The 23,388-nt window shown below is 43.2% G+C and carries 19 protein-coding genes; 5 read left to right on the top strand and 14 right to left on the bottom strand.

Annotated features, from left to right (window positions below; genetic code table 11):
* The 6 genes from addA to A3I3_RS0105445 all read right to left on the bottom strand — a co-directional run bounded on the left by addA (window position 1) and on the right by A3I3_RS0105445 (window position 12,666).
* Window positions 1-3,651, bottom strand: a complete 3,651-nt coding sequence (gene addA, locus A3I3_RS0105470) for a helicase-exonuclease AddAB subunit AddA (protein ID WP_018371729.1) — start codon at window positions 3,649-3,651, stop codon at window positions 1-3.
* The gene (gene rexB, locus A3I3_RS0105465; RefSeq protein WP_018371728.1) at window positions 3,648-6,893 is read right to left on the bottom strand and encodes an ATP-dependent nuclease subunit B; all 3,246 of its coding nucleotides are present in this window, start codon (window positions 6,891-6,893) and stop codon (window positions 3,648-3,650) included. The genes addA and rexB overlap by 4 nt, the downstream gene beginning before the upstream one ends.
* Window positions 6,894-7,138: 245 nt before the next feature.
* Window positions 7,139-8,962 carry a translation elongation factor 4 gene (gene lepA / locus A3I3_RS0105460; protein WP_018371727.1) on the bottom strand — a complete coding sequence of 608 codons (1,824 nt, stop codon included), beginning with the start codon at window positions 8,960-8,962 and terminating at the stop codon, window positions 7,139-7,141.
* A gap of 106 nt (window positions 8,963-9,068) precedes the next feature.
* Window positions 9,069-11,018 (bottom strand): PTS fructose transporter subunit IIABC, encoded by a 1,950-nt coding sequence (locus A3I3_RS0105455; protein WP_018371726.1) that lies wholly within the window; start codon window positions 11,016-11,018, stop codon window positions 9,069-9,071.
* Complete coding sequence (pfkB, locus tag A3I3_RS0105450) at window positions 11,015-11,926, bottom strand: 1-phosphofructokinase (RefSeq protein WP_018371725.1); 912 nt, start codon at window positions 11,924-11,926, stop codon at window positions 11,015-11,017. Before pfkB ends, A3I3_RS0105455 begins: the two co-directional genes overlap by 4 nt.
* Window positions 11,923-12,666 carry a DeoR/GlpR family DNA-binding transcription regulator gene (locus tag A3I3_RS0105445; protein ID WP_026129782.1) on the bottom strand — a complete coding sequence of 248 codons (744 nt, stop codon included), beginning with the start codon at window positions 12,664-12,666 and terminating at the stop codon, window positions 11,923-11,925. Before A3I3_RS0105445 ends, pfkB begins: the two co-directional genes overlap by 4 nt.
* Window positions 12,667-12,859: 193 nt before the next feature.
* Between A3I3_RS0105445 and A3I3_RS0105440 the strand changes: the two genes are divergently transcribed.
* The gene (locus A3I3_RS0105440; protein ID WP_018371723.1) at window positions 12,860-13,828 is read left to right on the top strand and encodes an NAD(P)/FAD-dependent oxidoreductase; all 969 of its coding nucleotides are present in this window, start codon (window positions 12,860-12,862) and stop codon (window positions 13,826-13,828) included.
* An 83-nt stretch (window positions 13,829-13,911) separates the two neighbouring features.
* On the opposite strand, the gene whiA is transcribed toward A3I3_RS0105440, so the two are convergent.
* The 7 genes from whiA to A3I3_RS0105405 all read right to left on the bottom strand — a co-directional run bounded on the left by whiA (window position 13,912) and on the right by A3I3_RS0105405 (window position 20,278).
* A complete protein-coding gene (gene whiA, locus A3I3_RS0105435) occupies window positions 13,912-14,823 on the bottom strand; it encodes a DNA-binding protein WhiA (protein ID WP_018371722.1) in 912 nt (303 codons plus the stop codon).
* Complete coding sequence (locus tag A3I3_RS0105430) at window positions 14,820-15,797, bottom strand: YvcK family protein (RefSeq protein WP_018371721.1); 978 nt, start codon at window positions 15,795-15,797, stop codon at window positions 14,820-14,822. The genes whiA and A3I3_RS0105430 overlap by 4 nt, the downstream gene beginning before the upstream one ends.
* On the bottom strand, window positions 15,794-16,684 hold the full coding sequence (gene rapZ / locus A3I3_RS0105425; protein ID WP_018371720.1) for an RNase adapter RapZ: 891 nt from the start codon (window positions 16,682-16,684) through the stop codon (window positions 15,794-15,796). Before rapZ ends, A3I3_RS0105430 begins: the two co-directional genes overlap by 4 nt.
* A gap of 48 nt (window positions 16,685-16,732) precedes the next feature.
* On the bottom strand, window positions 16,733-17,113 hold the full coding sequence (locus A3I3_RS0105420; RefSeq protein WP_018371719.1) for a RidA family protein: 381 nt from the start codon (window positions 17,111-17,113) through the stop codon (window positions 16,733-16,735).
* 130 nt (window positions 17,114-17,243) lie between these two features.
* Window positions 17,244-18,590, bottom strand: coding sequence for an asparagine--tRNA ligase (gene asnS / locus A3I3_RS0105415; protein ID WP_018371718.1), 1,347 nt, complete (start codon window positions 18,588-18,590; stop codon window positions 17,244-17,246).
* 18 nt (window positions 18,591-18,608) lie between these two features.
* Window positions 18,609-19,793, bottom strand: coding sequence for a pyridoxal phosphate-dependent aminotransferase (locus A3I3_RS0105410; RefSeq protein WP_018371717.1), 1,185 nt, complete (start codon window positions 19,791-19,793; stop codon window positions 18,609-18,611).
* The gene (locus A3I3_RS0105405; RefSeq protein WP_018371716.1) at window positions 19,793-20,278 is read right to left on the bottom strand and encodes a cell wall elongation regulator TseB-like domain-containing protein; all 486 of its coding nucleotides are present in this window, start codon (window positions 20,276-20,278) and stop codon (window positions 19,793-19,795) included. Before A3I3_RS0105405 ends, A3I3_RS0105410 begins: the two co-directional genes overlap by 1 nt.
* A gap of 84 nt (window positions 20,279-20,362) precedes the next feature.
* Between A3I3_RS0105405 and A3I3_RS0105400 the strand changes: the two genes are divergently transcribed.
* Together A3I3_RS0105400 and A3I3_RS0105395 are read left to right on the top strand one after the other, a co-directional pair.
* The gene (locus A3I3_RS0105400) at window positions 20,363-20,809 is read left to right on the top strand and encodes a MarR family winged helix-turn-helix transcriptional regulator (protein WP_174222128.1); all 447 of its coding nucleotides are present in this window, start codon (window positions 20,363-20,365) and stop codon (window positions 20,807-20,809) included.
* Between the two features lie 67 nt (window positions 20,810-20,876).
* Entirely contained in the window at window positions 20,877-21,431 is a 555-nt protein-coding gene (locus tag A3I3_RS0105395) for an NADPH-dependent FMN reductase (protein ID WP_018371714.1), read from the top strand.
* 46 nt (window positions 21,432-21,477) lie between these two features.
* Here A3I3_RS0105395 and yaaA read toward each other — a convergent pair whose 3' ends face one another.
* Entirely contained in the window at window positions 21,478-22,206 is a 729-nt protein-coding gene (gene yaaA / locus A3I3_RS0105390) for a peroxide stress protein YaaA (protein WP_018371713.1), read from the bottom strand.
* Window positions 22,207-22,302: 96 nt separating this feature from the next.
* On the opposite strand from yaaA, the gene A3I3_RS0105385 reads away from it, so the two are divergent.
* Window positions 22,303-22,749 (top strand): DUF1836 domain-containing protein, encoded by a 447-nt coding sequence (locus tag A3I3_RS0105385; RefSeq protein ID WP_018371712.1) that lies wholly within the window; start codon window positions 22,303-22,305, stop codon window positions 22,747-22,749.
* A complete protein-coding gene (gene trhA, locus A3I3_RS0105380) occupies window positions 22,733-23,383 on the top strand; it encodes a PAQR family membrane homeostasis protein TrhA (RefSeq protein WP_018371711.1) in 651 nt (216 codons plus the stop codon). Before A3I3_RS0105385 ends, trhA begins: the two co-directional genes overlap by 17 nt.
* The last annotated feature ends 5 nt before the right edge of the window (window positions 23,384-23,388 follow it).

Below are 23,388 nucleotides of genomic sequence, written 5' to 3'. Positions count from 1 at the left end.
TTAATCTTCCCCTCCGTCCACTTCTTCTACTTCAATTCGCTCTCCGCCCAACAAAATTAAGTACTTTTCAACTTCGTCTATACCGTAAGACTGGTGCAGCGCCTCAGCATAAAGGTTCATTTGTTGACGGTAACGTTCAACCATTTCGCAAGGGTGTTTATATTTATCAGTCTTGTAGTCAAAGAGAATGATACGGTCGCCCAACTCAATATAACCATCAATAATTCCCCGCACGACAAAATCCTCACCGCTCGCTTCGTCCTTTTTCAACATAGCAAAAGGTGCTTCACGTCGAACCAAATCTTGCTTTTCTAAAATCAACTGCCCCAAATCGGTTTCAAAAAAAGCAAGAATATTATCCACATCAATCTTTTCTTTAACCGCCTGATCAGCTTGGACATATGTAAGAGTTTCTTCAATCAAATCCTTAGTCATGGGCTGAGTCAAAGGTAAACGCTGCATGAGTTCATGAACAGCACTCCCAATTTGAGCACCCGTAACCTTATTTTGCTTACCAAAATGTGGCAAACTAAAATCGGGCTGACTACTTTTCCCAACCATAATTTGTAAACCATCACTTTTCATAACTGGCTCATAAAGCGTTTTAATCTGGCTTGGCGTCCGCACAGTGGGCAACTCGATTGCAGCTCGATAGCGCTGATTAAGGCGTTCGACACTCTCCATTATATCCAGTCCCCGTGCAATATTTTCTGACTGGCGATTATGAGTGAGGTCATCCAAAGGTAGAACTGGTAGATCTAATTGACCTATTTTTTCTGCTTTTAAATCTTCGTCACTGACAAAGCGGAACTCCCAATGTAAGTTTTCACCTGAAAATGCCTGCTGAATAGCTAAAACCCAATCTTGAAAACTACTTAAATTTGACCGAGTGCTGGCTGCTAAACGACCATTTTCACGCTTGTCATTGTATCTATCAGTTAAAGCTTTTTGACTGCCTTTTCCGACCAGATAGAGTTTGGTGGCAGCCCGTGTCATAGCTACATAGAGTAGGCGCATCTGCTCGGATAAAGCTGCTAATTTTAACTCTTTTTTATTTGCCTGATAAAGAAAAGTATCTAGTTGAATATTCACATTTGAAAGAAGCGATTTTCCCTTTGTTGGAAGAGGAAGTTTGGCTAAATATTTAATCCCAATCCCCTGTTTCCGACTAAGAATAAGCGGGGCTGTAGTGTCCAATCTATTAAAAGTTTTGTCCATATTCAAGAGGAAGACATAGTCGAACTCTAATCCTTTACTCTTATGAACAGTCATTAGACTAACAGCATCTTGTGGAGCAGGCGTCACAACACTAGCAAGATCATTCTGACTTTCTAAAATTTTGTCAATCATTGCGATAAAGCGAGACAAGCCTTTAAATCCTGTTTTTTCATAATCATTAGCTCGGAGAGACAAGGCATAAAGATTGGCCTGACGCCCCGCACCGTTAGGAAGAGCTCCTACATAATCGTAGTAAAGGCGATCCTTGTAAATCTGCCAAATCAGCTCATAGAGGGAATGAGTCTTGGAAAAATGCCGCCATTTCAACAGATATGTATCAAAACGCTGGATTTTTTCATACAAAGGACTTGTGATCAAGTCAGGATAAGCGCCACTGTATGTGAGGGTTGCTTGCAGAGCTTGATAGAGATTTATCTGCCTTAAAATTTCCTGACCATCTGATCTTTTTTTCCTCTTTTGCAGAGCAATCCGTGTCAACTCATCCTCGGTAAACTGAAACATCGGCGACTTAAGAAGAGCAACCAGAGCATAGTCATTGAGAGGATTATTAATCGTGCGCAAGGTGTCTAGCATAACCATCACCTCAACTGCTTCTAAGTAATTCGTCTCACCGCTATCACTGACCAAGGGAATGCCGTACTCTTCAAATGTCCGCGTAATCAAATCATTGCGAGTCCGAGACGGCACCAAAAGAGTGATATCTTTAAAAGCCACCCCTTGATTGTGCAAGCGAATAATTTCTTTGATGACAAGGAGAACTTCACCCGGAGCCATGTCTGAGTCATTCGTCTTTTCGTCGGTATCATATATTAAAAATTCAGTTTGGTTTTCTGGTTTCTCCTCTTCTTGCTTCGGGCTACCTGCTAACAAATAATGGCTTTCGTTATAATCAATTTCTCCTACTTCTTCGTCCATCAGTCGTTTAAATAGGCTATTAGTCGCAGCCAAAACACTCTTATGAGAACGAAAATTCTCTTTAAGAACGATTAATTTACCCGCTTGTGGATTTTCCTGATAAAGTTTAAACTTACTGCTAAAAATTTGCGGATCAGCCTGACGAAAACGGTAAATAGACTGCTTGATATCTCCTACCATGAAACGATTATGCCCATTTGACAAAAGCTCCAACATTCTCTCTTGAATATGATTGGTGTCTTGGTATTCGTCGACCATAACCTCATGGTACTTGTCACGGTAGGCTTTTGCCACTTTGGGAAATGTTTCCAAAAGTTGAATGGCAAAGTGGCTAATATCCGAAAACTCAAAAGCATTTTCAGCTATTTTTCGAGTTAAATATTGCTCAGAGAAATCTGCCACAAAATCTCGTAAAAGTGCCAGTAAAGGCAGGGTTTCTTTTTGATACGTTGCTTGAAATTCAAACAGGTACAGCTCCTGCTCTAGGTCACGAAGATGTGCAATTTTCTCATTTTTGCGATTATTATAGGCTGTCTTTAGCTCAAGCAGCTCTTCTTTTTTAGACAAATTCGTCAGGGAGTTTCCCTTGGCAACTTGTAAAATTGCGCTCAAACAAGCCTGTAATTCCTCGCGATTGGGTATAAGACTAAGTTCCGAAATTTTGTCTAAGACAGTCTGAATATTTTCCAGATATTTAGCTTTGCCAAAAGCTTCTGCTTCATAAGTCAAATGTGTCTTAAGAAAATCCTCTAAATCATAAATTCCAGCAGCGACAGCCTGCAAGAGCTCTTCAGATAGCTTTGCACTATCAATTTCCTGATTTCCTTTGAGAAAAGTTTCTGCCAGCCAAGTCTGCGGATCAGCTGTTGATTGCAGAAAAGTATAGATTGTGTAGACTTGTGTACGAAATCCGTTGCTATTCTTGCGATTTCCTGCAAAATTTTTGACTAATTTCTTAAATAGTTCTGCCTGATCACTGTCATAATACTGGTCAAATAAACTAGCAAACACTTCATTCTTTAGTATTTGTTGTTCACTTGCATCCTGCAAAATCCGAAAGTGCGGGGCTATGCCTAATAAATAGCCATGTTGATTGATCAACTTTTGAGCAAAGGCATCCATGGTTCCTATATCTGCTGTAGAAACTTGACCTAATTGTTGTGCCAGATGACGCTTGAGTTCATCATCAGTCGTCTGATTCATCGCGGTTTGAAGTTTCTTTTCAAGCCGCTCTTTCAGCTCACCCGCTGCCTTAACCGTAAAAGTAGAAACAAATAACTGACCTACTTCTACTCCTCGCAGGATCTGATCCAAAATTCGTTCAATCATGACAAAAGTCTTTCCAGAACCCGCTGAGGCAGATACTAAAATATTTTCGCCGCTGCTATAAATAGCCTCAATCTGTTCAGGTGTACGCTTTTGTACTTTATCCGACACCTGTTCAGCCGCCTGCAAGTCTACAATCTCTGCCTGTGTCAAAAAGGGAATTTTTTTCATTTACTTAACTTCTCTTTCATCTTGTCTATCCAAGCTTGACGGAGCTTGTCACCTCTTACATTTTGATTCAGTTTTGATAATTTCCGTGCCTGACTGAAATGATGATTGGCTTCAAATCCTGTAATGGCCTTATGTTGCTCAACAAAAGGTGCAATCGAACGTCCGTCTTCTGTGTAAGGATTAATCGCAAAATGTCCTGCTAAAATCTGTTGAGCTGCCGCTTTATAAAGTAAATCATTGTAAGCCAACAACACTTCTAAATCCTCCCGACTGAGAATCCGTACTTTATTTTTCTCATATGGACCTGTCAACTCAGCCACCTTATCCGCCAAAAAGAGTCCCTTGTACTCCAATTCTTTTTCCGCTTTAGCCACAATGTCTCCCATAGATCTGGTTTCGCTTAGTTTGATTTGTGGGTCAGTCATATGCAAGTACATAGCTCCAAAGAAATCACTAGTAGACGTCAATTTTTCTTGCCGCAAAGCCTCCAAGTAGGTTACTAATTGGGAATTTAGCCCATTGAAAAAGTCCTTGAAATCGAAATTTTTAGCACCTGATTTATAGTCAACTACCCCTAAACTCTGATCACTCAGCAGTTGATCAACGCGGTCAATTTTCCCTCTGATAGAAAGTTTTCGTCCTTCTTCCAAAGTCAAAAAAGTTTGATCATTACCAAAAGAAAATTCTTCTCGAAGGGGAACGATATTTCCTCTTTCCTTCAAGATTTGCCCCGTTGCATATGCCGTTTCAGTTAACAATTCACGCGCAAAACGACTTTCATTGTCTTCTTCATATAAGAACTGAAAGGGCTGCTCTTGCTCTGTCTCAGCAATTGCTCTTGCTAGGCGCTCATCAAAAGACTGACTGTCAGCCCCATGCATGACGCGTTCAAAGACCCGATGTAAAAAATTCCCATGAGCTCGAACATCTGGATGAATGCTATTTTCCTCTTGCAAACGTAAAATATATTTGAGGAAAAAACTATACTGATTGCGATAAAACTCGGTTAAACTAGATGTTGACAACTCTAGTGCTTGGTCAGCAGGGTAAAGCCTATTTAAAGTTTCCTGTTCCAAAGGTTGACTTTTTGGCTTTCCTGTTAAGACTGGTATTTCAAGCCCTTCTTGCTCCAGTTTACGCCTCAATACACGCCCAGCCACTATCCAGAAAGTTTGTTCTTCTTCATTCCATACGTCTGAAATATCTGTCTGATATTGCTCAACCAAACGCGAAAGCAAGCCGCGATAAGTTCCCATATCAAAATCAGTTGTATTTTTTTCAAAAGGAAAGCCTAAAGCCAATAATTCTTTGATGTAAGGAGATATGGTGTCTTCACTTTCTTGTACAAACTGCGGCACAGACAAAACAAGCTCTTTTTCTGCTGCATTAAGCAAAGAAATCGCTGTAAAATGATTTTTTTGCAGATTTTCCTGACTGGCAATCTGAAGTTTACTGGTCTCAGCCGATTGTTCATTAATAAATTGTCGTTCTTCATCTGATAAGAGGCTGGTATTTTGTACGATTTTTGGAAAATTTCCCTGAGTCAGACCAACAGCATAAACATAAGCTGCTGATCGTGGCTCAATCAAATCGTAAGACTGGACTGTCACGACGTCAACTGTGGCAGGAACTGTGCGATAATCGGCAGCTAAAATGCCTGAACGCACCAAAGCCAAAAAATCGTCAACAGTCAACTGGCTTTCCGAAAAAACTTCCTCCACTTGCTCTAAAATATGACAAAATGCTTTCCAAACTTCCTCGTGTCGCTCAACCATAAAGGCAGGTTCATCCTTGATTAAAAGCGACAAATTTTCAGATAAACGACTAGTGATTAATAGGTTCGTAAATTTCTCAAGCAATGCCCCTGCTGATTGACGCCGCGTCTTGAAAAAATCTAGTAAGGGTTGCACAATTGCCACACGCAGAGCATTCAAATGTGTCAAATCAAACTTGTTCCCGTCATTAGCAGTAAAATCGTGAGAAAACTTAGCCTGTCCATTAATATCAGCGTAGCGCAAATACTGCTCGAACTTATCCACATCTGCCTGAGCAAATTGTCCGTAAAGACCCGTTTTAAGAAGATTGAGCAAGTCCTCTCGCCTAAAGTTATAACGTTTCAGTCGCTCCAAACTTTCTACAACATGGACTAAGGGATGAGCTGCCATAGACTCCTTTCTTCCCAAGTAAAAAGGAATCTCATACTGTTCAAAAATAGTTCCAAGCTGCAGACGATAAGACTCTACATCTCCTAAAAGTAGCCGAAAATCCTTATAACGAGCGCCATTATGCACTTTCTTACGAATATCCTGTGCCACTGCCTCTAATTCTTCTTTTGAATTGCCTTTATTCCATAGGTGCAAAACAGAACGTTCCGCTTCATCTAAATTTTCCTCTGATTGACTAAAATCATAGCAACTTTCAAACTGTCGAGAAATTTTTGTAAAAGGGGCTAACCCTTGATTTGCTTCTACATAAACTGGCTTCGTTTGAAAATTCACTGCTAAATCGCGCAAGAAAAGCACACTAGCCTGATAAAGATTTCCCTCAATAAAACTAGCTTGATAGGCTTTTTTACTAGCATAAGCGCCAATTACGATTTCTACACCCTTGCGCTGAAATAAGCTAATTAAAGCACTTTCCTCTGCTGAAAAACGAGTAAAACCATCAATAACCAAAGCTAGCTTGCTTAAGTCTGTCTCCACTTGCTCTGCCTCAATCTTTCGCATCAGATCATTCAGTGGCGAAGTGGTTGCCAATTCCTGCTCTAACATGGCTTTTTCTACTTCCATAAAAATGGTCATCAAATCAGCTCGCTTCTCCGGACTGTCCAGTAATTCTAAATCTGAGAAAGTCATTTGTGCAGTCTGCAACTCATGATAAAGCTCAACCAGTTGCTGAATAAAAGCTGGGTCTCGTTTGATTCGTCCGAAAACCTTGAGAGCTTGCTCACCCAGTTCAGATAAAATTTTAAAGAAAAGCATACTCAGAGCTACATCATCCAGTCCCTTACGTTGGCTGGTGTCATTTAAAATCAAATAACGCGCCATCTGCACAAAACGTGTCACTGTAATAGCAAAAGAAGCTCTTCCTTCCAATTTTTCTAGAACGGCCCGTTCTTTTTCAAAGGATAAAGAATTGGGAGCGATGTAAAAAACACGCCGCCCCTCAGCCACTAAGCGCTGGGCCTCTCCTACTAAAATAGGAGTTAAAGGATTCCGAATATCCGTATACAGTAGTTTCATTTTGCTCCTCACATACCATCAAATCATTCTTATTATATCAAGAGGCTGGGACAATAGTTCTCAGCCTCTAAAATTAATTCGGATTATCTGCAAGACGCGGTAACCTCTTGGCTTCTTCGTTCGTCTTTACAGACTCCGCACAAGCCTAATAGGCATCGCGGGGGTGGGACAACGAACTATTCCTTTTAAGGAATGAGTTCTGTCCCACTCCCAGTTTCATACTCTCTTGCACCTTCACGCATTTCCTACTCCTCATCCATGGAAAGGACGCTGAGGAAGGCTTCTTGTGGTACTTCGACGCTACCGATTGCTTTCATGCGCTTTTTACCAGCTTTTTGCTTCTCGAGGAGCTTGCGCTTACGGGAAACGTCACCACCATAACACTTGGCAAGGACATTCTTGCGCAGGGCTTTGATGTCCGTTCTTGCCACGATTTTTTGACCGATAGCGGCTTGGATTGGCACTTCAAATTGCTGGCGCGGAATGATTTTCTTCAATTTTTCAACAATCAGCTTGCCGCGCTCATAGGCAAATTCTCTGTGGACAATGAAGCTAAGCGCATCGACCTTGTCACCATTGAGCAAAATATCCATTTTGACTAGACTGGACTTGCGGTATTCGGAAATCTCATAATCAAAACTAGCATAACCGCGGGTAGAAGACTTGAGTTTGTCAAAGAAGTCAAAAACAATCTCTGCCAGCGGAATTTGGTAGATGACATTGACCCGATTTTCATCGATATAATCCATAGTCACAAAATCGCCACGCTTGCGCTGCGCTAATTCCATAACGGCTCCGACAAATTCCTGCGGTACCATAATCTGCGCCTTAACATAAGGCTCCTCAATCGAATCAATCTTGGTTGGGTCCGGAAATTCGCTTGGATTGGACACTTCTAGGCTATCGCCGTCGGTCAGATTGACCTGATAAATAACGCTAGGCGCTGTCATGATGAGGTCGATATTAAACTCGCGTTCCAAACGTTCCTGAATAACGTCCATGTGCAGCAAGCCCAAGAAACCACAACGAAAACCAAAGCCCAGCGCCTGCGAGGTTTCAGGCTCGAATTGAAGACTGGCATCGTTGAGCTGCAATTTCTCCAGCGCCTCACGCAGGTCGTTGTATTTGTTGGACTCGATAGGGTAGAGACCGGCAAAAACCATTGGATTCATCTGCTTGTAGCCGTGAAGAGCTTCCTCTGCTCGATTGTTTGCCAAGGTCACGGTATCTCCGACCCGCGTATCTTGCACTGTCTTGATAGAAGCTGCGATATAGCCGACATCACCCGTCGCCAAATAATCACGACCCACTGCCTTGGGCGTAAAAATCCCAACCTCGGTCACATCGAAAGTCTTGTCATTGCTCATGAGCTCAATCGTATCGCCCGGCTTGACAAGACCGTCCATGACGCGGACTTGCAAAATCACACCGCGGTAGCTGTCATAAACCGAGTCAAAAATCAAGGCTTTGAGCGGAGCTGCCACATCTCCTGTCGGTGCAGGCACCTTCTCCACAATCTGCTCCAAAATCTCCTCAATTCCGATACCAGACTTGGCGGAGGCAAGCACTGCTTCGCTAGCGTCCAGCCCGATGACGTCTTCGATTTCTGTCCGCACACGCTCTGGGTCTGCCGCTGGCAGGTCGATTTTATTGATGACTGGCAGGATTTCCAAATCGTTATCCAGCGCCAGATAGACATTAGCCAAGGTCTGCGCCTCAATCCCTTGCGCTGCGTCAACGACCAAGACCGCCCCTTCGCAGGCAGCTAGCGAGCGCGACACTTCATAGGTAAAATCCACATGCCCCGGCGTATCAATCAGGTGGAAAATGTAGGTTTCACCGTCTTTGGCCTTATAATTGAGCTCGATAGCGTTGAGCTTAATGGTAATGCCACGTTCGCGCTCCAAGTCCATACTGTCGAGGAGCTGCGCCTGCATTTCGCGGCTAGACACTGTTTCGGTCGCCTCCAAAATGCGGTCTGCCAAGGTTGATTTTCCGTGGTCAATATGGGCAATAATGGAGAAATTACGGATTTTCTCCTGTCGTTTTCTAAAATCTTCAATATTCATCAGTGTTTCTATTCCTTTGTGTATTCTCTCCATTATACCATATTTATGAAGCCTAGAAAACCAAAGCCAGACAAAAAAATCGCCTCTTACGAGACGATTTGATTAATTATTTCAATGGTTTACGAAGTGCTCCAAAGAGGATACCGCTGACTACTGCTCCGACTAGAACAAAGAGCAGGTAAAGAAGCGGATTGGTTGTTAGACCAATAACGAAGATACCACCGTGTGGCGCCATGAGCTTGATACCTGCCAGACCGACCAAGGCACCTGTAAGAGCAGAACCTGCGACAAAACTTGGAATGGCGCGCGCTGGGTCAGCAGCACCAAATGGAATAGCACCTTCTGTAATGAAGGACAGACCCATAACAATATTGGTAATACCTGAGTTGCGTTCTTCTTCGGTGAATTTATTTCTAAAGAGCAGAGTTGCGACAAAGACCGCGAGCGGAGGAACCATACCACCTGCCATAACGGCTGCCATAACGACTGAACCACCCGTTGAGACAGTCGCTGCCAAGGTACCTGTACCAAAGATGTAGGCCGCCTTGTTGAAAGGTCCACCCATGTCGATTGCCATCATTCCACCAACGACCAGTCCCAAAAGGACAGCTGATGTTCCGCTTAGGCCTTCAAGGAAACCGTTCAAGCCAGTATTGATTGCAGCCATTGGAATATTGACCGCAAGCATAAGGAAGCCTGTCACTGCTGTACCAAGAAGTGGATAGAGCAGGATTGATTTGATACCTTCCAGCGATTTTGGCAAGCCTTTGAGGGCTTTCTTAAGGAAATTAACCGCATAACCAGCCAGGAAACCACCAACAAGAGCTCCAAGGAAACCGGACGGAATACCAACCAAAGCTAAAGTTTCTTTTCCTCCTGAAGCAAAAGGAACTTTACCAAAAGCCGCACCTGACGCTGCTAGAGCACCTGCCACAAATCCAGGAGCAAGACCTGGTTTTTCAGCGATTGAGTAAGCAATGTAACCCGCAAGAACTGGAAGCATAAAGCCAAAGGCTGCGCCACCAATGCTCTTAAAGAGGGCTGCAATTTCGTGGTAACTACCTAGCTGAGCCAACTGGTCTTGTGGCACACCCATAAATTGGTCAAAGAGGAAAGCAAGAGCAATCAAGATACCGCCACCGATAACGAATGGCAACATTTGACTGACACCGCTCATCAAGTGCTTGTAAAGACCTGCACCAGCTGAAGAAGTCGTTGAAGCAGCTTCTCCCTTGTGGCTGGCATGATAAATTGGTGCTTGGCCAGAAAGAGCTAAGTTAATCAACTCTTCTGTCTTTCTGATACCGTCTGCAACAGGGCGCTGTACCAATGGTTTACCGTCAAAGCGTTCCATTTCCACTGCCTTGTCAGCCGCAACGATAACACCTTTGGCCCTAGCGATGTCTTCTGCTGTCAGTTTGTTGCCAATACCGCTGGCACCGTTGGTTTCGACCTTGATACCAACGCCCAGCTCAGCAGCCACTTTTTGCAAGGCTTCTTGTGCCATATAAGTATGGGCAATCCCTGTCGTACAAGCAGTAACTGCAACGAGGAAGTCGCTCCCCTCAGCAGCAGGCTCAACAGTTGCGGGCTCTTCTGCTTTTTCTTCAGCACTGTCAAAGAGCGCAAACACTTCGTCAGGAGAAGTCACTTGGCGCAATTTATCAGCAAAGCCATCTTTCATCAAGTATTGGGACAACTCAGCCAAGGCTGCCAAGTGCGTATCGTTGGCACCTTCTGGCGCTGCAATCATGAAGAAAAGGTCAGTTGGTTGACCGTCCAAACTCTCATAGTCCACACCCTTGTTTGACTTAGCAAAGAGAACTGTCGCTTCTTTAACCGCTGCATTTTTGCTGTGGGGCATGGCAATCCCGTCACCGAGCCCCGTTGAAGTCAAGGCTTCACGTGCTAAAATTCCTTCTTTGAAAGCTTCAAAGTCTGTTACCACACCTTGGTCTACCAGTTTGTGAATCATTTCTTCAATGGCAGCTATTTTTTCAGTCGCCTGCAAATCTAAAATCATGACATTCTTATTCAGTAAGTCTTGAATTTTCATAGTTTTTCTACCTCTACTTTTCCATAAATTTCGTTAATGTAATCAGCGCTTGCTAAGTCGTCTGAGAAGGTAGTTGCCGTTCCGCAAGCCACTCCCCATTTGAAAGCTGAAAGGACGTCGCCTGTCCGCACCAATTCTCCTGTAAAGCCAGCCACCATGGAGTCGCCAGCGCCGACAGAATTTTTCACTGTGCCCTTGATAGGTTTAGCGAAGTAAGAGCCGTCTCGAGTGACCAAAAGAGCCCCGTCGCCCGCCATAGAAATAATGACCTGCTGCGCTCCCTTGTCCAAAAGCTGACGCGCGTATTTTTCGATGTCTGGCAAGTCTGTCAGGGTCACACCGAAAATATCGCCCAGTTCATGATTATTTGGTTTGACTAAAAGCGGCTGGAAGTCCAAAGAGTCGAGAAGTGTCTGTCCCTCAAAGTCGCAGACAACCTGCGCCCCTGTCTTACGAGCCAAACCGATGAGCTCCTTGTAGATAGCGTTGCCCAAATTTTTAGGACTGCTGCCAGCAAAAACGACGGTGTCTTCTGCGGTCAGGGAAGAAAGAATGCTTTCCAAATCCGCCAAATTTTCAGGAGCAATCGTTGGCCCTGTGCCATTGATTTCCGTTTCTGCATCCGCCTTAATCTTGACATTGATACGCGTATCTTCTGCTACTTGAACAAAATTCGTTGCAATTTTCTCACTTTCAAGAATATCTGTAATAAACTTACCAGTAAAACCACCGATAAAACCAGTCGCTGTACTGTCAATGCCTAGGCGCTTGAGCACCCGACTAACGTTGATACCCTTGCCGCCGGCAAATTTATCATCGCTGTCCATGCGATTTACACTACCGACCTTGACCTCGTCCAGACGGACAATGTAGTCAATAGAAGGGTTAAGTGTGACTGTATAAATCATGCCTCGATTACCTCTGTCTTTCCTTTTAGCTTTTTAATAAGTTCTCCATCGGATTTATTGGTAATGATACTTGCTCTAGCAACAGGTGCCACCTTAACAAAAGAAGTTTGTCCAATTTTAGAATGATCCACCAGCACATAGGTCTGTTTGGCGTTTTCTAAAATCGCTCGCTTAATCGCGCCTTCTTCCATTTCTGGAGTAGTGAAAAAACCTTCATCAATTCCATTCATTCCGATAAAAGCCTTATCAAAATTCAGTTGACCAATCTGGTTTAGTGCTGCTCCCCCAATACTTGCGTCTGTGGCGCTCTTAACTAACCCCCCGATAATAACTGTATCTATTCCTCGCTCAACAAGTTGAGTCGCATGGTGAATAGAATTAGTGACAACCGTTACCTTTTGTGCCTGAATCTCATTAACTAACAGCTCATTGGTTGTTCCAGCATCAATAAAAATCACATCATAATCCTGAATATAAGTCGCTGCTTTTCGTGCAACACGAAGTTTTTCTTGAACGTTTTTGATAGATTTTTGCTGATTGGTTTCTTCAGCCTGAAGCGGCTGCAAACTTTCTGCACCACCATGAACTCGACGAAGTTTATGTTCACTCTCAAGTTCATCCAAATCCCTACGAACGGTGGATTCAGAGGTCGAAAGCATCTGTACCAAACTTTCCAGAGATACAATGCGGTCACGGTTAACGGTATCCAAAATCACCTGCTTACGCTCTGATTTTAAGATAATAACACCTCCCTGCAATCGTTTACAGTTTTCATTATACTCAGTTTTAGATAAAAGTCAAGCATTTTCTATCAAAAACTTTCAAAAAATGTCAAATCAATCAGAGAAAATAGAATTTCCTCTCCAAAACCATGCCATTTGCCTCAAAATATGATAGACTAGAAATAGTTTTATTTTAACCGAGGAGAAATTCATGTCTGAAATTTATGATATTACCATTATTGGTGGCGGTCCTGTTGGACTTTTTGCAGCCTTTTATGCTCATATGCGAAAAGCTCGTGTCAAACTGATTGATTCTCTTCCACAGCTTGGCGGACAACCCGCTATTCTCTATCCTGAAAAGAAAATACTTGATGTTCCAGCCTTTATCAATCTGACTGGCGAAGAACTAACTAATCGTTTGATTGAGCAGTTGGAGACCTTTGAAACGGATATTTGCCTCAATGAAACGGCAGAAGACATCGTCAAAAAAAATGATCTTTTCACTATTAAGACAAATAAAGGGCAACATCAGTCAAAAACGATCATTATCGCTATGGGTGGTGGCGCCTTTAAACCACGCGCTTTGGAACTAGAAGGCGCTGAGGAATTTGACAATATTCACTATCACGTAGCCAATATCCAACAATATGCAGATAAACAAGTTGTTGTGCTAGGTGGTGGCGACTCTGCTGTCGATTGGTCGCTCGCTTTTGAAAAGATCGCACCAACCACTATCATCCACCGGAGAGACAATTTCCGTGCTCTGGAGCACAGCGTTTCCGAGCTAAAAAATTCTAATGTAAGCATTAAAACTCCTTATGTGCCAAGCAAACTAATCGGCGCAAACGGGCATTTGACCCACCTAGAAATCTCAAAAGTGAAAAGCCAAGAAACAGAACTGATTCCGCTCGACCATCTCTTTGTCAATTACGGCTTTAAGTCGTCTGTTGGCAATCTCAAAAATTGGGGGCTGGAGCTAAATCGCCACAAAATCATTGTAAATAGTAAGCAAGAAAGCTCTCTCGTAGGCATTTATGCAATTGGCGATTGTTGCAGTTACGAGGGCAAGGTTGATTTAATAGCGACAGGTTTAGGTGAAGCTCCTACCGCTGTCAACAATGCCATGAACTACATTTACCCAGACCAAAAAGTTCAGCCGAAACATTCAACAAGTCTATAAACTCAGATAAGTTCTTCCGCAAATAGATTCAGATCATTTTAATGTTATACACAAAAACCTCAGATCAAATAAAATCTGAGGTTTTATAATTCTTCTGCAATCTTATTAATTTTACGCAGGCGGTGATTGACACCACTCTTGGTCAGAGGCTTTGTCAAGCTATCGGCCAACTGCTGAATAGAATAGTCAGGGTGCTGCAGGCGTAGATGTGCAACTTCCTGCAAATCTAGCGGCAGACTTTCTAGACCGATACTATCTCTAATCTTGGCTATATTGTGAATAATCTTCACACTTGCAGCAACTGTGCGCGCAATATTGGCAGTTTCAGCATTGTTTGCACGGTTAAGGTCGTTGCGGGTTTCACGCAAAAGTTTGATTCCTTCAAAGGTCTGCATCCCCTCCATCGCACCGATTACGATGAGAAAATCCATGATATCTTCTGCACGTTGGAGATAGGTCACTGCACCACGCTTACGCTCAATTGTCTTTGCTGGTAGAAGAAAATGCTGCATCAAGCTAGCCAAGTCCTCGGCGTGGTCCAGATAGACAGAGACGATTTCTAGCTGATAGCGACCCGATTCTGGATCACGAATGCTGCCATTTGAGAGAAAAGCTCCCCGCAGATAGGCTCTGCTGGCTTCTTCGTCAGCTAAAATCTGCTCGGAGATCCCTGTTTCAATTCCAAAAAAAGAATCTGCCAACTGTAAATCCGCCAAGATCTCCTCTACACCATTGTCTAAAAAAACAGTATAGACCCGATTTTTTCGTAAATTTGTTTTCTGATGATGGCGAATTTCGGCTTTCACTTGATAAAAGTGTAACAGCAATTCGTAGATGTGACGAGCAATTTTGGCATTTTCTGTCGTAACAGATAAATTCAAACCAGCCGTAGCAATCCCAAGACTGCCTGACAACTTGATAATCGCTGCCAACTCACTCTTTTGCGGTTGATTAATCCCTAGGAGTTCTTCTTTAACTTGGATGGTAAAACTCATTTGCGCACCTTGATAATCTGCATAAGCTCATCAGCCAGCAAATCCCCATCATGAAAGGCTCCGCCATTCTCCAAACGTAGGAAATTTGACGAGATAACGCGTGGCACCAGTGCAGAAAGCCCAACAAAATCATGTTCAACCTGAACCAAGTATTCATCAAATTGATTGCTATTCATATATTCTTTTGGTACCTGTTCGATATTGACCAAAACGGTATCAATAAAGGGTCGCCCTAGGTGACTCTGAAGTACCGCCACATGGTCGCTATCACTGAAATGCTCCGTTTCCCCACGTTGAGTCATGATATTGCAAACGTAAGCCACCTCGGCTTCTGTCTCTAGCAGTGCTTGGCCGATTTCTTCTATGACCAGATTGGGTAAAATGGAGGTGAACAGAGATCCCGGACCTAGCACCACCATATCACTTTCCATAATCGTTTGCACTACCTTACGGCTCGCTTCAGGCTTCCCACCGTCTAATGTCTTTGTCACATAAACGTGATCAATCATGCCTTCATGCTCAGCAATATGGCTCTCACCCGCCACTTCAATACCATCAGTAAAAACAGCGTGTAGCGTCAAGGGATCATCACTTGACGGATAAATTTTACCAGTCGTATGGAAAAATTTCGTCAAGAGTTGCATGGCATTGTAGGTTGAGCCCTGCATTTCAGAAATCCCAGCTATGATGAGATTTCCTAGCGGATGACCAGCTAGTGGACCATCTTCGTCAGCAAAGCGATATTGAAAAACTCGCTCGTAAAAACGAGGCATGTCAGACAAAGCGACAAGAACATTTCGTAAATCTCCTGGTGGAGTTAGCTGTTGCATGTTTTTACGCAACTCGCCAGAACTTCCCCCATCATCGGCTACCGTCACAATAGCAGCAATCTCCACATCTTTTTTGCGCAGACTGTTTAAAATCACAGAGATTCCCGTTCCGCCACCAATAACTGTAATTTTAGGCTTTCTCATGAACGATTCACCGTCTCCTTTCGACGATCTTTGTCTCGATGACTTTCGTTTATCGGCCAATTTTTTGCTAAATCATTAGCTAGACGATGGGCAAATGCCACACTGCGGTGTTGGCCACCAGTACAGCCAACAGCAATCGTCAAGACAGACTTTCCTTCTTTTTGGTACCCAGGTAAAATTGGCTCAATTAAAGCCAGCAAATGTTGATAAAACTCCTCTGACGCCTGATGTTCCATAACATAGTCATAGACCGGTTGATCAAGTCCTGTCTGATTGCGCAACTCAGGTTTATAATATGGATTGGGCAAAAAACGCACATCAAAAACCAGATCCGCATCAAGAGGCAAGCCGTATTTAAAGCCAAAACTCACCACTTCGACCCGAAAAGACTGCTGATCTTGGTCGCCAGAAAATTGTTCTGCAATCGTCTTTCTAAGCTCTCGTGGAGTGATTTCTGTTGTATCAACCACATTCTGACTGATATTTTTCAAGGGCGATAAGAGTTCGCGCTCCAATTTAATACCGTCCAAAATCCGTCCGTCCGCTGCTAGCGGATGGCTACGGCGCGTTTCTTTATAACGTGCCACCAATTCCTTATCTGCCGCATCTAAGAAGAGAATTTTAAAGTCCAAGTCTTCATTGTCTTCAAGCTCATTTAGAACATCTTGGATTTCAGAAAAGAAAGACCTGCTCCTCATATCCACGACCAGAGCAATTTTATTGTCGTCCTTTGTTCCTTGCACCAGCTGGATAAATTTAGAGACAAGAGCAGGCGGCATATTATCAATAGTAAAATAACCCAGATCTTCAAAAGATTGGATCGCTACCGTTTTTCCTGCCCCACTCATTCCAGTCACCACAACTAATTGAATTTTCCCTTCTGCCATGAGAGCTCCTTTCTTTTCTAGCTTAGGATAGTTAGACAAGCGTCCAACTTATTTCAATTCTGCAATTACTTCGATTTCGACCTTAACATCACGTGGCAGGCGAGCAACTTCCACCGCAGAGCGAGCTGGAAATTCCTTGGTAAAGGCCGTTGCGTAGATTTCGTTAAATGGCACAAAATCATTCATGTCACTAAGGAAGCAAGTTGTCTTAACAACATGGTCAAAATCCGTCCCTGCTTCTTCTAAAATCGCTTTGATGTTTGACAACACTTGTTTAGTTTGCTCCTGAATCGTTTCACCTATAATCTCACCAGTCTCTGGCGATAGTGGAACTTGACCACTGGCAAATAAAAGATTTCCAACGATTTTTCCTTGTACATAAGGTCCGATTGCTGCAGGGGCTTTATCTGTATGAATTGCTTGTGCCATATTGATTCTCCTTGAAGTAGTATTTACTTCATTATACCATAATTTTTACTCAAATAATATCTGTTTTCATCTCCTTTCAAGAGATGAAAAAATCCCAAATTTAATAGCTAAACTTAGGATTTTCTTTCTTTTATGGTTTAATTCGGTGCAGCATGCGTGGGAAGGGAATGGCTTCGCGGATATGCTTGGTACCTGCTACAAAGGTCACCATGCGCTCCAAGCCCAGCCCAAAGCCTGCGTGAGGGACAGAGCCGTATTGGCGCAGCTGGAGATACCAGTCGTAGTCTTTAGGATCCAGCCCATTTTCCTTGATTTTTTCTAGCAATTTATCGTAATCCGTCTCCCGTTCAGAGCCGCCGATAATCTCGCCATAACCTTCTGGCGCAAGGAGATCGGCACAGAGCACGCGGTCTTCATTGCCAGGCACAGGCTTCATATAAAAAGCCTTGAAACTTGCCGGGTAATTAACGATAAAGGTCGGCAGACCAAAATAATTAGAAATCCAAGTCTCATGCGGTGAACCGAAATCCTCGCCGCGCTCAATATGCTCGTAGTCGGCATCTTCGTCATTTTCATGCTCCTGAAGCAGATCAATGGCTTCATCGTAAGAGACACGCTTGAAAGGCTGCTCAAGATAGGTTTTGAGTAAGTCCGTGTTGCGTTCCAAGATGTCCAAGGCTTGTGGCGCACGGTCAAGCACACCCTGAATCAAGGCTTTGACATAGGCTTCTTGCAAATCCAAAGACTCGTCATGTGTGACAAAAGGATACTCTGCGTCCATCATCCAAAATTCGGTCAAGTGGCGACGCGTTTTGGATTTTTCAGCGCGGAAAACAGGTCCGAAGTCGAAAACCCGCCCTAGCGCCATAGCGCCCGCTTCTAGATAAAGCTGACCTGATTGACTGAGAAAGGCAGGATTGCCAAAATAGTCGGTCTCAAAAAGCTCTGTCGTATTTTCAGCAGCATTGCCAGACAAAATCGGGCTATCAAACTTGATAAAGCCATTTTGGTCAAAAAACTCGTAAGAAGCATAAATCAGGGCATTACGAATCTGCATCATAGCCATTTGCTTGCGCGAACGCAGCCACAGATGACGGTGATCCATGAGGAAGTCCGTCCCGTGCTCCTTAGGCGTAATCGGATAGTCGGTCGACTCGCCAATGACCTCAAGATCCGTCACATCCAGCTCGTAGCCAAATTTAGAGCGCTCGTCTTCCTTGACAATTCCTTTCACCAAGACAGAAGTTTCTTGGCTCAATTTTTTAATAGTATCAAATTTTGCCAAGCCTTCTTCTTCGCCAAATTTTTCGATAAAGTTGGGCTTAAAAGCGACTGCTTGAAAGAAAGCCGTTCCGTCGCGCAGCTGCAAGAAAGCGATTTTGCCCTTGCCAGATTTATTGGCGACCCAAGCGCCAATGGTAATTTCTTGACCGACATGGTCTTTGACATCAATGATTGAAATGTATTTTTTCGACACGTTTTTTCTCTTTTCTCTTTAATTTTCCATAAATTTTTTGAGGCGCTCTACCGCTTCCTTGAGTGTATCAAGGTCGGTCGCATAGCTGAGCCGCACATTTTCTGGCGCGCCAAAGCCGGCACCCGTCACCAAGGCAACACCCACTTCTTCCAAAATAGCCGTCGTAAAGTCGGTCACATCCGTATAGCCTTTCATTTCCATGGCTTTTTTGACATTTGGGAACAGGTAGAAGGCTCCCTGCGGCTTGACCACTTCAAAGCCCGGTACTTCAGCCAGCAAAGGATAAATGGTATTGAGGCGCTTCTCAAAGGCTTGACGCATGGTCTCAACGGTATCTTGTGAGCCAGCTAGTGCTTCAATGGCAGCGTATTGGGCTGCCGCTGTCGGATTGGAAGTCGTTTGCCCTGCTACCTTAGTCATGGCTGCAATAATCTCCGCATCGCCAACCGCGTAACCAATCCGCCAACCAGTCATAGAATAGGTCTTGGACACACCATTGACGACAATCGTCTGCTTACGAATTGCCTCCGACAGACTAGAAATCGGCGTAAATTGATTGCCATTATAAACCAAGCGACCGTAAATATCGTCGGCCAAAATAAGAATATCATGCTCCACTGCCCAATTTCCAATCGCCAGCAATTCCTCTGCCGTATAAATCATACCTGTCGGATTAGACGGTGAATTGAGCACCAAGACCTTGGTCTTGTCCGTCCGCGCAGCTTCCAGCTGCTCGACCGTTATTTTGAATCGATTGGCTTCCTTTGCTTCCACAAAGACTGGCTGCCCTTCCGCCATTTTAATCTGGTCGGCATAGCTGACCCAGTAAGGCGTCGGAATAATCACTTCGTCCAGAGGATTGATAACGCTCATAAAGAAGGTGTAGAGAGAAAATTTAGCTCCTGTCCCCACCGTCACTTGATTGGGCTCAATCTGATAGCCATAGTATTTGGCAAAATAATCAACGATAGCAGCTTTCAACTCAGGCAGACCGCTGGTCACCGTATAAAAACTAGCTCGCCCGTCTTCGATTGCCTGCACTGCCGCATGGCGAATATTTTCAGGCGTCAGAAAATCAGGCTCTCCCAAGGTCAGCGAAAGAATGTCTCGCCCTTGAGCTTTCAAAGCTTTGGCCCGTGCTCCTGCCGCCAAGGTCACACTTTCTTCCATATTTAAAACGCGATTTGATAATTTTAAGTTCATTATTCCTCCTCTTTCGAAGTAATGGCCTTTTCAAAATTAACGATATAATAGTGAACACCCGATTTGACTTCCCAAACCGGCTTGTCATTCAAGCGACCAAAAGTTACCTTATCAATTTGCTTAACACCCTTAGTATGCGCAATCTTTTCTGCCTCTTTTTGGCTGAGTCCTTGCTTCAAATCATAAATGTAAACCTGCTGCTGTTTTTTGTCCAAAAGAACAGCCTTTTCATGCCCCTTCACATTTTTGCCAATCAAACTAGTATAGCTCTCCTTTGCATTGAAAAAATCAATACTTTCTATCGTCTTAATACCTGCTTCTTTTCCCGCAATCCGAGTTATTTCCTGCCTTGCCGCCGCATAAGGAAGTTGAGCCAGATAGACAATCACTCCCAATGATATAATCAAAGACAACAATAGCAAGGCCGAGCCCATACTTAACTGCCAAAACAAGCTCTTTGGAGTTTTATTTCTTCTATTTTTCACCCAATCATTATACCAAAAATTCTCCTACTTTACTAGAATTTTTCTTGCTCTTGCTTTTTTACTATATCGTGATAAAATATCATTATGAAAATGATGAATGAACTTCTAAACCAAAACCAGCTATCACTCAAAACAGCTATTGTCCTCCATAAAGCTTCCCGAACCGTGAGTACACACGAAAATCTAGTTATTAAAGAGCATGGATTAACACCTACTCAGTTCTCTGTGCTCGAAACTTTGTACAGCAAAGGCAACCTTCGCATTCAAGACCTCATTGACAAAATGCTTGCTACTTCTGGCAATATGACTGTCGTTATCAAAAATATGGTAAGAGACGGTTGGATTTTTAAAACTTGCGATCCTAGTGATCGGCGTTCTTTTCTTATCGGACTTACTCCATTAGGACGCCAAAAAATTGAGGAAGTTCTTCCCTATCACATAGAAAATATTTCGCATGTTTTGGGAATTTTGAACGAGCAGGATAAGGAAGATTTAATCCGTATTTTAAAGAAATTTAAAAATTTGAGCTAAATTGTTGCTAACTAGTGATAATTGTTGTAACATATATGCATACAACAAAAAAGAAATGGAGACTCTTATGTCTAAAGTATTATTTATCGTCGGTTCATTCCGCCAAGGCTCATTCAACCACCAATTAGCAGCGCAAGCTGAAAAAGCTCTTGCTGGCAAAGCGGAAGTTTCTTATCTTGACTACAGTCAAGTGCCTTTCTTCAACCAAGACCTTGAAAGCCCGGCTCCAGCTGCTGTTGCCAAAGCTCGCGAAGAAATCTTGGCTGCTGACGCAATCTGGATTTTCTCACCCGTTTACAACTGGTCTATCCCAGGCGTAATGAAAAACTTGCTTGACTGGTTGTCTCGCGCTCTTGATCTTTCAGACCCAACTGGCCCTTCTGCCTTGAACGGAAAATTGGTCACTGTATCCTCAGTCGCAAACGGAGCTTCTCCAGACGAAGTCTTCAAGTACTACCGCGGCTTGCTTCCATTCATCCGTACCAATGTTGTTGAGCCATTCACGGGCGTTAGTATCAATCCAGAAGCATGGGGCGACGGAAAATTGGCTGTTGCCGAAGACAAATTCGCTGAATTGCAAGCACAGGCAGATGCTTTAATTTCAGCTACTGAAGCAAAATAATAAATCTGTTTATCCTACCAACAAAAAGCGACCAATGGTCGCTTTTCTATTTTTTCTTAACAAATACAAGTTCTGTCTCACTAGAAAGGTCTGGACGATAGAAAAAACCAGTAAATTCTAGTTGTTTCATCTGCTCGAGGCTGGTAATATTCTTCTCCATTAGAGCCGTCAAAAATTGTCCGCGCGCTTTTTTGGAAATGGTCGAATGCACTTTCAAGACCCCTGCCTTTTCCTCTAAAAACTTAACCCGAATCATCTTATCGCGAATAGCCTTTGGAAAAACGGTCTCAAACTCGCTGGATAAGAGAGAAAGCAGCCAGTCTTCTCCTGCCACCGCTTGCGCGTAAGGCTTTTGCCAAAATTTCTTGAGGCTTTGCCCAGCCACTTGCAGCTTGACCATAAAGTCCAAACGGTGAGGCGAAATAGGCGATAGGGCTGGAATGACACCATAGAGACTGGAAGTGATGAGAATATGCTGGCGCAGATAATCTTCCTCTGCTGCCGTCAAATTGTCCCGCTTGATATGGCGGTACATGAGTCCGTCAAACAGATAAAGAGCTGGGTAGCTGGCAGCCTGACCTTTTGCTAATTTTTCAATGTTTTTATATTCTTGCTGGGCTTTTTCTGGGCTGACCTTGTAAAGTTGGGCAAGTTCATGACTGGAATAAGCCCTCAAAGCCGCCAGAACAGCTCTGCTATTGTCCGAAAGAGGGGCTGAATCTACAACTTCTCTCTCCAAATTCATTTCTTTTGCGGTTGGAATTAAAATTTTCATATTTTCATTGTAACATATCTCAGATAAATAGTTGACATTTAATCTTTAATATTTTATAATCTAGTTATAAAAACTAGATGAAAGAAAGTTGAAAATATGAAATCATCTTTTCCAAAATGGGAGAATCTACCTCAGCTGGATCTCTATCTTGACCAAGTTCTGAGTTATGTTAACCAGACTATATTAGCAGCAACTGATCAACCTCAAGTAACCTTAACAGCCTCAATGGTCAATAATTACGTTAAACACGGTTATATTCCTAAACCCATCAAAAAAAAGTATAACTCTTTACAAGTGGCTCGCTTGCTAGCTATTACTAGCTTAAAGCCCGTCTTTTCTATTCAAGACATCTGGACAGCTATCGAAAAGCTGGAATTACCTCCCGAACAACTTTACAATAGCTTTGTCAGTGCCATGAATGAAGAAAATGCGGATATACCCGAACTCATTCTTTCTGCTTGTCACACGCTAAAAACTTACTATCAGACACGTCAACTCCTCTCACAATTAGAAAGTGAGGTTTCTCATGAATCAAACAGCTAAATTATCTATTAAACTCAGTTTTGGTGAAGAAGTTGCAAATGCTGTCACTCATGCAGTTGGTGCTGCTGCTATGCTGGCACTGCTCCCTATCACTGCTATCCATGCCTATAACAGCTATGGTATGAAAGCGGCTGTTGGCATGTCAATCTTTGTCATTTCCCTCTTTCTCATGTTCCTGTCATCTACGATTTATCATTCTATGACCTATGGTTCAACCCACAAATATGTCTTGCGAATTATTGACCATAGTATGATTTACATTGCTATTGCAGGGAGTTACACCCCTGTTGCTCTCTCATTGGTCCATGGCTGGCTGGGTTATGTTATTATTATCCTTCAATGGGGGACGACAATTTTCGGTATTCTCTATAAAATTTTTGCCAAGAAAATCAATGAAAAATTTAGCCTCTTTCTCTATCTACTTATGGGCTGGCTGGTAATCTTTATCCTTCCTGCCTTGCTCCAGCAAACCACTCCTACCTTTTGGGGTCTAATGTTGGCAGGCGGGCTCTGCTACACCATCGGTGCACTTTTCTATGCCAAAAAGAAACCCTACTTCCATATGATTTGGCACTTATTTATCATGGCAGCTTCGGCTCTGCAATATATTGGCATCGTTTACTGCATGTTGTAAAATGA

Origin of the sequence: Streptococcus massiliensis DSM 18628, from assembly GCF_000380065.1 — a bacterium.
GTDB classification, from domain to species: domain Bacteria; phylum Bacillota; class Bacilli; order Lactobacillales; family Streptococcaceae; genus Streptococcus; species Streptococcus massiliensis.
The sequence above is the reverse complement of the archived record's forward strand: the minus strand, read 5'-3'. Positions and strand labels throughout refer to the sequence as shown.